14 protein-coding genes and 1 riboswitch are annotated in these 13046 nt (G+C 46.4%); of the genes, 6 read left to right on the top strand and 8 right to left on the bottom strand.

The annotated features are described in order from the left end of the window. Together F8N00_RS10160 and F8N00_RS10155 are read right to left on the bottom strand one after the other, a co-directional pair. Window positions 1-272, bottom strand: a 272-nt coding sequence (locus tag F8N00_RS10160) for a hypothetical protein (protein WP_421018160.1), incomplete at its 3' end; no start/stop codon positions are given. A gap of 220 nt (window positions 273-492) precedes the next feature. Continuing rightward, complete coding sequence (locus F8N00_RS10155; protein WP_035395536.1) at window positions 493-1362, bottom strand: prohibitin family protein; 870 nt, start codon at window positions 1360-1362, stop codon at window positions 493-495. A gap of 299 nt (window positions 1363-1661) precedes the next feature. Here F8N00_RS10155 and F8N00_RS10150 point away from each other — a divergent pair, with 299 nt between their 5' ends. From F8N00_RS10150 to F8N00_RS10140, 3 genes are all read left to right on the top strand, one after another. Then, window positions 1662-3284 carry an ABC-F family ATP-binding cassette domain-containing protein gene (locus F8N00_RS10150; RefSeq protein WP_023469778.1) on the top strand — a complete coding sequence of 541 codons (1623 nt, stop codon included), beginning with the start codon at window positions 1662-1664 and terminating at the stop codon, window positions 3282-3284. Between the two features lie 64 nt (window positions 3285-3348). Beyond that, window positions 3349-3729: an NUDIX domain-containing protein gene (locus F8N00_RS10145; RefSeq protein ID WP_075642888.1), complete on the top strand. Its 381-nt coding sequence runs from the start codon at window positions 3349-3351 to the stop codon at window positions 3727-3729. 114 nt (window positions 3730-3843) lie between these two features. Further along, a complete protein-coding gene (locus tag F8N00_RS10140) occupies window positions 3844-5724 on the top strand; it encodes a PhoX family protein (RefSeq protein ID WP_035395534.1) in 1881 nt (626 codons plus the stop codon). Window positions 5725-5764: 40 nt separating this feature from the next. Here the strand turns inward: F8N00_RS10140 and F8N00_RS10135 are convergent, their stop codons facing one another. The 6 genes from F8N00_RS10135 to F8N00_RS10110 all read right to left on the bottom strand — a co-directional run bounded on the left by F8N00_RS10135 (window position 5765) and on the right by F8N00_RS10110 (window position 11443). Continuing rightward, window positions 5765-6232 (bottom strand): hypothetical protein, encoded by a 468-nt coding sequence (locus tag F8N00_RS10135; protein ID WP_023469781.1) that lies wholly within the window; start codon window positions 6230-6232, stop codon window positions 5765-5767. Window positions 6233-6309: 77 nt separating this feature from the next. Further along, the gene (locus tag F8N00_RS10130) at window positions 6310-7257 is read right to left on the bottom strand and encodes an ATP-grasp domain-containing protein (protein WP_023469782.1); all 948 of its coding nucleotides are present in this window, start codon (window positions 7255-7257) and stop codon (window positions 6310-6312) included. Continuing rightward, on the bottom strand, window positions 7254-8312 hold the full coding sequence (locus F8N00_RS10125; protein ID WP_023469783.1) for an LLM class flavin-dependent oxidoreductase: 1059 nt from the start codon (window positions 8310-8312) through the stop codon (window positions 7254-7256). Before F8N00_RS10125 ends, F8N00_RS10130 begins: the two co-directional genes overlap by 4 nt. Window positions 8313-8386: 74 nt before the next feature. After that, a riboswitch (SAM riboswitch) is annotated at window positions 8387-8489 on the bottom strand. 113 nt (window positions 8490-8602) lie between these two features. Next, window positions 8603-9241 (bottom strand): DUF975 family protein, encoded by a 639-nt coding sequence (locus F8N00_RS10120; protein WP_023469784.1) that lies wholly within the window; start codon window positions 9239-9241, stop codon window positions 8603-8605. 63 nt (window positions 9242-9304) lie between these two features. Next, a complete protein-coding gene (locus F8N00_RS10115) occupies window positions 9305-10570 on the bottom strand; it encodes a DUF2325 domain-containing protein (protein ID WP_075642887.1) in 1266 nt (421 codons plus the stop codon). An 87-nt stretch (window positions 10571-10657) separates the two neighbouring features. After that, window positions 10658-11443 carry a DUF817 domain-containing protein gene (locus F8N00_RS10110; RefSeq protein ID WP_023469786.1) on the bottom strand — a complete coding sequence of 262 codons (786 nt, stop codon included), beginning with the start codon at window positions 11441-11443 and terminating at the stop codon, window positions 10658-10660. 152 nt (window positions 11444-11595) lie between these two features. Between F8N00_RS10110 and F8N00_RS10105 the strand changes: the two genes are divergently transcribed. The 3 genes from F8N00_RS10105 to F8N00_RS10095 all read left to right on the top strand — a co-directional run. Next, entirely contained in the window at window positions 11596-12261 is a 666-nt protein-coding gene (locus tag F8N00_RS10105) for a YczE/YyaS/YitT family protein (RefSeq protein ID WP_023469787.1), read from the top strand. Between the two features lie 154 nt (window positions 12262-12415). After that, window positions 12416-12871, top strand: coding sequence for a MarR family winged helix-turn-helix transcriptional regulator (locus F8N00_RS10100; RefSeq protein ID WP_023469788.1), 456 nt, complete (start codon window positions 12416-12418; stop codon window positions 12869-12871). A 1-nt stretch (window position 12872) separates the two neighbouring features. Beyond that, the coding region (locus F8N00_RS10095; protein WP_421018161.1) for a nitroreductase family protein at window positions 12873-13046 on the top strand (174 nt) is incomplete at its 3' end.

Raw genomic sequence — 13046 nt, 5'->3', positions numbered from 1 at the left:
TCAGGTGGGGTTGTCTCGGATGTTAGTGGATTTTCGCTCTCAGGTGGGGTTGTCTGCTCTAGTTCCAAGAGTTCTTCGCATTGTATCCGTTCTTCTTTTTTTAGCAAGTCCTCTTTCGTTGGATCATTCAACGTCTCTTCACAAAACGATGACGTCAAAGGGTCTGGTATTTCTAGCTCGTCGGTCGTCGCATGACTGTGCGGAATCGAAAAACTTGGCGCAAATAGAATCATGAAGATAATAAATGTATTTGGTGATCGATTTTTATACAAAAATTATCCCCCCTATTTTTTGATACTTATTTTCAATTGAATAATCCTCTTTTACGTTCGTTTCCCTTCTAAATAAGGGAATTAAACCATAAATTTTACATTTAAAAGATATAAAATAAAAGTTTTTTTATCTCTATACTAAAATTAAATAATACATCTATCTTTAATCTACTGATTTATTATTACAGCATAAAAAATAGACCTATAAATTAGGTCTACTTTATTTCTTTTCTTCTGTTGTAGCATCTGGAATCGGTAATTGAACCATACTCCCCGATCCACTGACGAGTGGTGACTTCCCGTCCCACTTCTTGACGGCTTCGTATTGAATCATTTCTTCCGTCAATGTCTTCTGTAGTTCTTTTTGAGCTTTTGCCAACCCTTGAGCTTCGATCAAACGGGCATCAGCTGCTCCTTTTGCTTCTACGCGAAGACGCTCTGCTTCTGCTTTAGCGATTTCAAGATCCGTCTTCTTTTTATCGAGTTCCTGCGACGCTTTGACACGCGCATCGATCGCTTCCTGTGTCTTTTCATCTGGTTTCGGTGCACCGAGTGCGACATCCTCGATGATGAAACCGATGTCCTTGACGTCTTCTGCAAACTGCGTTTGAATGCTCGTTGAGACATTCCCTGATTTTTCACCGAATAGTTCAAGGACGGTGACTTTCGAGATTTGCTCACGCGATGCATCATAGAGACGTTGTTTCAGATATCCTTTTGCGATCTCATCGATTTCGATCGGTCCGAACTTATTGAAGACTTTCGTCACCTTATCCGGTGAGACGGAGAAGCTGTATGTAAAGTCGACGACGATGTTCTTTCCGTCCTTGGTCGCAAGCGTCATGTTCTCAAGCGCTTTTGTCTGTGTCCGAATCGGATACTCTGTCACCCGTGTGATCGGTGAAACGACATGCCAACCTTGCGATAACGTCTCATCTTTGACACCGCTTGACGGTGTATAGACGACACCGACTTGTCCAGGTTCGATTTGTTCGACGATGAATGGCGTCGTAGCGAGCAACGCTAGTACGAGCACACCTGCGATGATCATCGATGGGCGAATTTTTTTCTTCGGTTTGATTTCTCTCATTCTGAATCTCCTTTATCGATCTTTTCTTGGATATAGCGGTAGAGTTCCATGCCAAGCAAAACGATGAGGGCGAAAAACAATAATGTGAAAAAGATGGCCATCTAACCCCTCCTCTAACGAATTCCTTACTTTGTTCTACGTATCCATCTGGAAAATGTTTCATTTTTTTAAATGTCCGGTTGCTTATTTTTAATTTCTGTCCTAATATGGAGGGAACTTTGCCTGCTCTACGACAGATCACGATTTGTGGTACACTCGAATGAGCACATCACTTACTAGAAACGAGGGTTCATCTCTATATGATTACAGTACAAAACGTCGGTCTTCGCTTTGCAGATCGAAAATTATTCGAAGACGTCAACATTAAGTTCACACCAGGTAACTGTTACGGTCTGATCGGTGCAAATGGCGCTGGTAAATCGACATTCTTGAAAATTCTCGCTGGTGACATCGAAGCACAACAAGGCGATGTCATCATCACACCAGGCGAACGTTTAGGCGTTCTCCGTCAGAACCATTACGAATACGAAGAATTCCAAGTCATCGAAACGGTCATGATGGGACACAAACGTCTCTATGAAGTCATGAAAGAAAAAGATGCCATCTATATGAAAGAAGATTTCTCGGACGAAGACGGCATGCGTGCTGCTGAACTCGAAGGTGAATTCGCTGAGATGAATGGTTGGGAAGCGGAGTCGGAAGCCGCAATGCTTCTTCAAGGACTCGGCATCAAGGAAGACCTTCACTCGAAGACGATGGCTGAGCTGACAGGATCGGAAAAGGTCAAAGTTTTGCTTGCGCAAGCGTTGTTCGGTAAACCAGACATTCTCTTACTCGATGAGCCGACGAACGGACTTGATTTGAAAGCCGTCAAATGGCTCGAAGAATTCTTGATCGGATTCGAGAACACGGTCATTGTCATTTCCCACGACCGTCACTTCTTGAACAACGTCTGTACGCACATGGCGGATCTCGATTACGGTAAGATTCAACTGTATATCGGAAACTACGATTTCTGGTACGAGTCAAGTCAGCTTGCTTCGCGTATGGCAAGTGACCAAAACAAGAAAAAAGAAGAGAAAATCAAAGAACTTCAAGCCTTCATCGCGCGTTTCAGCTCAAACGCTTCAAAAGCGAAACAAGCGACGTCGCGGAAGAAATTGCTTGATAAAATCACACTCGACGACATTCGTCCATCGTCACGCCGTTATCCGTTCGTTGGTTTCACACCGGAACGTGAAATCGGAAATGACCTCTTGATGGTCGACGGCATCTCGAAGACGATCGATGGTGTCAAAGTCCTTGATAACGTCCGCTTCTCGTTGAACAAGACGGATAAAGTCGCGTTCATCAGTCAGAGCGATATCGCAATCACGACTCTCTTCAAGATCCTTATGGGTGAGATGGAACCGGATAGCGGTACGTTCAAATGGGGCGTAACAACTTCGCAGTCGTACTTGCCAAAAGATAACTCGGAATTCTTCGAAGGCTCGGACAAGACGATCCTCGATTGGCTCCGTCAGTACTCACCGGCAGATGAGAGCGATACGTTCCTCCGTGGATTCCTCGGTCGGATGCTCTTCTCAGGAGAAGAAGTCATGAAAAAAGCTTCTGTCTTATCTGGGGGCGAAAAAGTCCGTTGTATGCTTTCAAAAGCAATGCTCAGTGGTGCTAACGTCCTCGTCCTCGACGATCCAACGAACCACTTGGATCTCGAATCGATCACAGCACTCAACGATGGCTTGATTGCTTACAAAGGCGCGATGCTCTTCAGCTCGCATGACCATCAGTTCGTCGAAACAATCGCGAACCGGATCATCGAGTTGACGCCGAACGGTATCGTCGATAAAGAAACGACATACGATGAGTACTTGAACAATGATACGATCCAACAGCAACTAACAGCGTTATACGCGCAATGATTTTGAGGAGACCGGAACTGTCGTTTCGGTCTCTTTTTTGAACACGTTGAAGGAGGAATGCGACATGAGGCACCGCGTATGCGCTGCGTTGATCGAAGAGAAACAGATCCTAATGGTCGAATTACACACGCCTTCCCGGACATTTTGGACGTTACCGGGCGGAGGTGTCGAGAGTGGCGAAACAAAAGAACAAGCCGTCATGCGGGAAGTATTAGAGGAGACAAACCTTCACGTCACGATTGAACGACAACTCTACGAGATTTCAATTGATCAAGGAACAGAGACATGCTTTCTCGTCCGACGTGCCTTAGGCAGTTCTGCACCTCGACTCGGGATTAATCCCGAACTCCCATTTGACCAACAAGAATTACGAACCGTCCGTTTCCGACCATTAAAGGAACTTCACGATGATCCACAGATTGCTCGTTTGCTGACCTTACTGTAAAGGAAAGATTAACTAACTGAGATATAACTGACTAGGTTTCTTTACACCCTCTACATAATCGACTGATTAAATGGAAATGTAGTAACAACACAAACTCATTTGGGGGAAACAAAAATGAAACGAACACTCATGGTTGGTCTATCAGCAGCGGTCTTGTCATCAAGTATGGTCCCGATGTTCGCGGATGCCCATAGTTCTTCTCATAGTACACGCAACATTAAGAAGGTCGAATTCTTGTCGATGGATGCACCGACGAAAATCGATCAGATGGTAAAAACCTATACAGAAGCAAAAGTTAAAGTCACGTATACGAATGGTAAAACAGAAGTGAAACCGTTGAACTATAATCAACTGTTCCTGTCGCAAGATAAAATCGTCGAAAACAAAGGAGAGATGATTGCAGCAGGTACACCAATCGATGCTAAAGGTAATCCGATCATCGACCGCAGTGTACCGGACAAACCGGAAGCTTTCGTCTCAGATGCACCCGACTCGAACAGTCTGCTTGAAGTCCACGGAAAAAAATACATGGTTTCTCACTTCGAGTATGACTCGATCGACAACGCTGGTAATGAAGTCAAGGGACTTCCAGCATCGATGACATTAACAGAAGTCGTACAAGATAAAAAGACAGGGAAACTTGCTGTCAAAAAAGCCAGCAAGATTGATTTTGAGAACGTCAATGGACTCTGGACACCATGTAACGGTTCGACGACGCCATGGGGAACGCACCTTGGGTCAGAGGAATATGAACCAGATGCTCGTGCGTTTGAGTCAGACAAAACGTCAGCTGCTTATAAAGAAGTAAATGCCTTCGCTGAGCACTATTTCGGAACGACCGAAAAAGCAAATCCTTACTTCTACGGCTTCACACCGGAAATCTCGGTCGACCGAAAAGGGAAAGCGACAGCAGTCAAACACTACAGTACAGGTCGTTTCTCGCACGAGATGATGCAGATTCTGCCGGATCAAAAGACAGCGATCTTCGGTGACGACGGAAACAATACGATGATGTTCATGTACGTCGCGGACAAAAAACGTGATTTCTCAAAAGGAACACTTTACGCGGCGAAGTTCAAACAAACACGCGCAACAGAAGGCGGAGCGGGTGATATCGAATGGATCAAGCTTGGTCATGCTTCCGATAAAGAAGTCAAACGCTTGATTGATAAAGGGACGAAGTTCAGCGACATCTTTGAGACAGCCGATGCGCCAACTCCGGGCTTTAAAGCGGTCAAAACAGCTGCTAGCAAAAAAGTCGAATACTTGAAGCTCAAGCCTGGTAAGGAAAAAGAAGCTGCCTTCCTTGAATCACGCCGTTATGGTGCGTTGCTTGGCGCAACATCAGAATTCAACAAGATGGAAGGCATCACGGTCAACGAGCAAGACAAAAAAGCCTACATCGCCTTGTCTTATGTGTCAGGCAGTACCGAAAAACAAGAAGGTGCTGTCCAAGACGACATCCAGCTTGAAAAACGCGAATCGGGTGCAACATTCGAAATCGATCTTGGCCGTGCAACAGGCATCGACAGCCGTTACGTACCAACGAATATGCAGGCACTCGTCATTGGTGAAGATTTGAAGAAGCCGGATGCTTACGGCAACACAGCGAATCCGGATCTCGTCGCGAATCCAGATAACCTCGCTTATTCCGCGACATCTAATACGCTCTTTATCGGTGAAGATAGCTCCTTGCATACGAATAACTTCGTTTGGGCCTATAATCTGAAGACGAAGAAGCTTTCACGGATTCTGTCCGTTCCAGTCGGAGCGGAAGCAACTGGTCTCCGTTCACTCGATCATGTTGGTGGGTATAGCTATCTCTTGAGCAACTACCAGCACCCAGGTGAAGCATTGACAGGGAAACAAATCACGGCCGTCGATCCAAAAGCGCTCGAACAAGCGATGAAAGACGGCATCGGGATTCAAAAAACAGGTGGTGTCGGTTACCTCTCTGGTTTACCGAGCGGTCATAAATCGTATACGCATCGATAAGATACTAAAAACGGATTCCCAAGCGCGGGAATCCGTTTTTTTATGCGTTGTTCTTCTTTTGTTTTGCTGCCTCTTCTTCCACACGTTGCAGCAGTCCATGAACGATTTTCTCGTTCTCCCGCTCGCCACCGAGTGACAAGAGACTTTTTCCAACAAAGTTCGCCCCCTCATTTTTTCCCGTATAGATCAACAGACAGCGATCATGGTCGATCGGTTTGAGCGTAAAGGTCATCTCGATCTTGAATATTTTAGCCAATGTGAATCCAATCGTATTTTGCTTGAAGTCCGGCTCGTTCGTATAGGCTAAATCGGTCACGATATAGGTTTCGAGTCGATTGCCCTGCATATACGTTTGGCGATAGGTCGAACCGACGACACCCGGTTTTCGTTCAATCACCTCGTGCTGGACGACATTTGGAATCAAACGCTGCAGTCGCGTGTGATCAAACAAGTGCCATGCTTCTTCAATCGGAATATCGAGCTGTCGTTCTTCTCTCCACGTAATCATACACCTGCCCCCTTTTTCTATAGAAATACCCTGTCATCCGGTCTTGTAACGTCCGGCGACAGGGCGAGAGCAGATTCTTATTTTACTGTGCTTGTTTCAAGGGCTGCACCGAGGAACTTCGCTAGTTCGAGCATACCGTAGCGTCCTGCAGCTGCCTCAGCATCCGAATTATAGTTCGTATTCGTATTGACGTCATACGTATAGATCGTACCTGACGTATCCTTAATGAACTCGATACCGGCGACCGCGATTTGGTTCGCTTGGAGGAATGCTTCATATTTTTCAATGATTGGGTCATCGAAGCCTTCAACGATTTGGAACTTCATCGGTGTTTGCGGTGCTTCTTCACCAACTGGGCAGAACAAGTCGTCGATTACACATGCATCCGCTGGGCAAAGCTCAAAACCTTCTGATGTATCGACTCGAACCGCGTAGACGAACTTTCCACCTACGAACTCACAACGTGTGATGTACGGTTCTGGTGCTTGAATATACTCTTGAATCAACGTGATGCCATCGACTGGTTCGTCGAATGTCGGACCGTCGAGATAAGCTTCAAGTGCTTCAATCGAGTGGAACAGCTGGACGCCGAGACCTTTCCCAGCCCGGTTATGTTTCGTGATGAATGACGAAACGCCAATTTCTTTTGCTGCTTGTACGATTTGATCGCGTCCGACGGCAGCCGTCGTCTTCGGTACACGAATCCCAGCCTTACGCAACGCCGTGTATTGATTGACTTTGCTGACTTCTAAACGAAGCGCACGCGTTCCATTAAAGACAGTCCGGTCATGCTCTTCTAACCAAGCGAGGACCCCTTCCGTCAACTCCGGCGCGTAACGATGCCCCCGCGTATGCGAAGAGGCACTCATGCGGCTGTAAAAGACGCCTTCTGGCGGCAGTTCGTCCAGCGGAACGATCCCTTCATTCAAGTGCCACTCTTCATACGGTAACTCGAGTTCTTCGAGACGTTTGATGAGATGGTCCGTCCATTCTTGATTTTCGTGGAGAATATGAATTTTTGTCATGATTGTTGACCTACCTTTCGTTTCGCTTCGACCAGTGGCATTACGTCACGAGCAAAGCGTTCCATTTCTTCGAGTTGTGGTGAGAATTGTAATAAGAGTAACGTGACACCAACAGCTTCGAATGCTAGAATCCGTTCAGCGATTTGTTCTGGTGTTCCGATTAAATTCGGACGTAGACCACGGTTCGAGACGGAATAATCGTTTCGTTCGACCTGTTGCTCCAGTTGCGATTTACTGATGAAATCCTGATAACCGGCATAACCGGCGCTGTCTTCCTTAACGTCCGTGATGCGTTGCCATTCAAGAAGTGCTTCTTCTTCCGTATCCCGACAAATGATGTAGGCCGCAAGACCGAAGCTCTCGAGCGGCGTTTGTCCCGTCGTTTCCCGGCGTACTTTCATATCATTGATTTTATGGGCTACTTCTTCAACAGTACCCCCATGCATGACATAAGCATCACAGTGTTCGACGATCGTTCGTTTTCCAGCTTCACTCTCTCCACCAGCGTAGAGCTTGATGCCTGGACGCTGGACTGGCTTCGGATGGAGTTCCGCCTGCTCGATCGTGTAGTGATGACCGGAGAAGCTATACGGTGACGCATCTGCCCATAGTCCTTTCATGACCGTGACGAACTCTTCCGTCCGAGCATAGCGTTCATCGTGCGCTGTGAAGATACCGTTGTATTGTTTCGCTTCCTCTGCCCACCACGCTGAAACGACGTTGAGCGTAAAGCGTCCACCACTCAACTGATCGATGTTTGCCGCCATCTTCGCTGTCGTCGCTGGATTATGGAACCCGGGACGAACCGCTGTCATGATCTCAAGGCGTTCCGTCGTTGCAGCAATCGCTGCTGCCGTCGTCCATGCCTCAAGACTCGGTTCCTTGATGCCTTTAATATCGTTCAAGTTCAGTTCCGCGATCAACGTCGTCGAGAAGCCGATCCGTTCTGCTGTTTGTGCGACTTGTTTCGCATAATCGAAGGTCGGTGGCATCTGTTCATCCTCGACATTACGTAACCATCCCCCAAAAATCGGTAACCAAAAACCATACTCCACTCCATCGTCCCCCTTATCATAAAAAAACGCTCTTTTCGAAGTTCGAAAAGAGCGACGGTATCTTGTCCTGTCCGCTCTTATCTTCGGAAGGTATCCCTTCCTGGAAGTAGCACCTTCCGCCACGGCGGGGTTGCTGAAGTGTCTTCGGGCCAGTCCCTCGACTTCTCTAGATAAGATGTGTTGCATTCATCGTACAAAATTCACTGAACTAAAGCAACTATTAAACCGTCTTTTCCCATCGGAATTATTTCACACATAAAAAAATCCCGACGTAGTGTCGGGATCCGGTATTAATATGGTGCGACGAAATCTGATGTTGGCTCTGGCGTTTGTTCACCACGAACACGATCATAAAATTTTGCAAAGGTAACACTGAAATATGGTGTAATCCACAAGAATGCTAGGCCGAGGGTAACGATTCCTAAAAGAGCCCAACCAATAAACGACAGTAGAAGAAGGAATGCTTCCATTTTATGCCCGTCCATCATTTTTCGGGAGCGTGTAATGGCCTCTAAGATACCAATCGATGGTTCATCTCGCAAAATATAGAACGTTAGCATGTAAGAAAATGATTTAATGATTCCCGGTACGACTAATAGCAGTAACCATAAGAAGATAAAAAAGAGTTGTACGATGGCTAGACCAATCACTTTGAAAAACATACCATATGGTTCAAATAAATCCGTCACTTTCGTTTCTTCTCCGCGAGCAATCGACATCGCAATCCAAGTCCAACCGACTCCGACCGGGATTAATAAAATCGATACCAACGATACGACGAGATCCATCGTATTAGCTGGTTCATCTATATCTGATCCAAATAATCCAGGCACACCTTGAATGATACTAAACAGAATAACTGTTAGGACTGCGAATCCCCAACGACCGCTGAGCGACTCCTTCGCTGCTTTTTTTAATTGAGATGACATGAGTAAGGTCCTCCTTGAAAAATAAGTTCTCACCTTACTCTACGGCTAATAACTTCTAATGTTTCACTGATTTTTCAATAATTTCCCCTCTTGTTTCTGTTTCAACCAAGCGCGCTCAAGTTGCCGCTCACACGCTGTATATAACGAACGTCGACCGTCGAGGCGTTCCATCGCGAATGGAATACCATGCTTTTTCGCCTGAGCGATGACATGTGCACTCGCTGCATGAGAGACACGGCTCGTCACGACGACGATCGCGTCCGTCTTTTTGGCGAGATAAGCAATCTTTTTCGCGGACTGTGCGTCCCCTGCTAGATGAATTAATTCGATCCCCGTCGGCGCAAAGAACTCACGATAGACAGCGGTCTGTTGTTCGTTTCCAACGATAACAAGACGCATGCCTGTGAAGCGCGTGAAATCTAACGGTGTCTTATCAACGAAATCCATCAATTGTCCCGGTACGGCTGTTGTTACGATCGGTTCAATCGTTTGCTCTTTTGGCATACGGACGCGACGCTGCGCTTTTTTAGCTTTCGGCACCGGTTGCCGTTTCATTTTTCGTGCATACCGATTTGACTTTTTTGTTGTCACAGGCGTCTTCACTACCTGTTGTTCTATCGCTGACGGACGGTTGGATGATGCGTTGACGATCGGCTCTTCAAACGTGAACGGATGCTTCCAAGCAATCGTTAATGTATCCTTCCGTCCCCGCCACATGACGAGATCGACAAGTTGCCCTGCTTCTAGTCGGAAATAGCGCATGTCTTCTACCGGTACAACATAATAGAACGATCTACCCGACTCATCTTGCAGTGGACCATTCACCGTTTCCTCAATGATTCCATGTGCTTTGACGATTGCTTGTTCAAACACGACACGTTCCGGATTCTCTCTCATTCGCTCCGTCGAGACGACGGCTTCGATACGACATATCGTTTTTTGATCATCCTGACGATCGACACGGACCCGGACTTCCATGCCGTGCTCGAGATTCCAATCGCGGACGTCTCGTTCAGAAATATGACTGCCCGACCATTCTAGTAAAGTACCGCCTTTTAACCCCCGCTGAAACGTATAGGCATAACGTTGCTTGCGTACTGGCTCGACCGGTACTTGCGGTGGCATGACGATGGTCTGCTCTAGCTCTATTGCTTCATCGATGACCAATGTTTCTTGAACGTCGCGCGGTGCATAATACGCTGACATCTTGACCCATTCATCGATTCCGTTTACTTCGTCGAGCCAGAGTTGCCAATCTTCATACCGCTCCACGGCCGCTAATTTCATCTGTACCAATTCAGTTGCTCGTTCCATCACCTGTTGCATCATCCATGACCACTTCCTTTGCGTTTTTTTCACTATAGCAACGAAAAAACGCGGAAGTAGTTCAAAAAAACAGCCTGGTTGTTTTTTTGTTTAGGTACGTTGTTGAATTTCCACAGCCGGATCCTGACGCTTATATTTTGCGACGATGACGATCAAAACCGTGATGATCACAAGCAGGAACCAAGAAGACAATTTTCCAAGATCAACGACTGCCCATCCGCCTTCTTGATGCGGATAGACCCAGCCTTTAAAGAACGTTACGATGTTCTCCGCGATCCAAATGAAAAAGGCGATCAATAAAAAGGACAGGACGAGCGGCATCCGGTAGATCGTTTGCTCGATCGTAAAATGAACCCATGACTTATAGAAGACGAGAACGACGAGGACCATCAATAGCCAGCGTGCATCGAAGATCCAGTGGTGGGTGAAGAAGTTGAGATAGACGAGACTCCCGACGCTGATCGCAAGCCAAGGTGGTGGAAATGCTATAAATCGTAAATGAAATCGCCGAAACGCCTGGCAGACATAACTCGCAACGCTTGCGTACATGAATCCTGCATACAAGGGAACACCAGCCACTTTCGTCAAAGCGTCTTCCGGATAACTCCAAGATCCGACGTTCACTTTAAACAGTTCAAGGGCTAGACCAATGACGTGAAACAATAAGATCAGTTTGAATTCTTCCATCGTTTCATAACGCGTGACGAGTAAGACGATTTGGACGAGAATACACCAAAGCAACAAAAGATCATATCGAGCAACCGGTTCAGTAGGAAGATAACGTGAAAGAGCAAGCGCCGCAAAAATCATCACGGGAAAGACGCAACAGATGGCTTCTATGTATGTAAAACGAATCAGGTGCCGGATCGCTTTCATTTTTCTCCCTCCTTTTTCTTCAGTATACGTTTCTCTTTTATCCTTCCCCTCCTACTTAGGATGTAAAAAACGGAAAATTTCGTCTTTCTTCTTCCACTTTCCTCATGATACAGTTAACAAATCAATTATTTTTAAGAAATGAGGTGCCAGACATGACGCGTCATCGTGCTTCCTGGTTGTTACGCGCTACGTTAAAGTGGGGGCTCTTCCTACTTGGTTTATTTTTACTCGCCCTTGGCTCATCGATGATGATCACAGCTGAACTCGGTGTCTCGACGTGGGATGTATTGCATCTCGGTCTCCAAAAAAAGACGCCGCTATCCGTCGGAACGATCATCTTGCTTGTCGGTCTATTACTCGTTTTCGTTAAGTACGCATTAGACCGCGTCACACCGCAAATCGGAACGCTCGTCAACGCGATTTTCGTTGGTGTCTTCATGAATCTTGTGCTTGGTTCTCATCTCTTACCCTCTTTTGAATCGATCTGGTTGAATACGCTCTGGCTGATTTTCGGTATCTTCATCATTGGGATGGGCGCTGGTCTGTATGTCGCTGTCGGATACGGGGCTGGTCCACGTGATGGGTTAACGCTGACACTTGCAGAGCGCTTCGGAACGTCGATTCGTCTGATGCGGACGATCATGGAAGTCACGGCATGCGGCATCGGTTGGTTGCTTGGGGGACCTGTTTTCTTCGGTACGATCCTCTCGATTTTCCTGATTGGACCGTTTCTGCAATTTTGGTTGTTTTATTTCCGCCGGATCATTGCAGCGATTGATGCAAAAGGAATTCCAGCGTCTGAACGCCAAATTAGCTAAGTCGCCTGACTCGATATCATTCTGCGTGAATGATATCTTTTTTTATGTCAGAAGCAGATAAGTTGCGCCATCAAAATAAACACGTTATATTCGTTTACATATCAATCTTTGATAGGTCAAAGGTTTCTTCGAACGAAGGGAAGGATGTGATGGATTGAGTATTTCCTGCACCGAAAAAGGACGTTTGATCTATGCACTCGTCTCCGTCAATAAGACGATTGCTCAAAAATTCGATCTCTGTACGGATGGTTTCAGTCAGACTCGAATGGACCTACTTGCTCAACTACAAGTCGATCAAACGATCAGTCAAAAAGAATTGCAAAAACGTGTCAATGTCGATCATGCAGCAGTGACCCGTCATCTCAAACATCTGGAATCGACCGGGATGATTGCTCGCGAGCGGTCAGCCGCTGACAATCGGGTGATTCTTGTTTCCTTAACGGAACAAGGGGCGACGCGCATTGCACGATTACGCGAACAAAAAGATGAGTTCCTCGAGAACTTACTCGAAGGATTCTCCGCTGAAGAACAACGGACGCTAGCTGAGATGATTCAACGCATCGAAGCGAACGCCGACACATTACCTAAATTAAAAGAGGAGTCGATTTAATATGGCAACGCAAACAACAACAGACTTCATGGAAATCGTCAAAGGACGTCGCTCGATCCGTAACTACGATACAGACGTGAAGATCTCAAAAGAAGAAATGACACAAATTCTTGAAGAGGCAACACTCGCACCTTCTTCTGTCAACATGCAACCATGGCGTTTCCTCGTCATCGAT

This window comes from Exiguobacterium sp. A1_3_1 (assembly GCF_048985645.1).
Lineage (GTDB): Bacteria > Bacillota > Bacilli > Exiguobacteriales > Exiguobacteriaceae > Exiguobacterium_A > Exiguobacterium_A indicum.
This window is presented reverse-complemented; position numbering and strand designations above follow the sequence as displayed.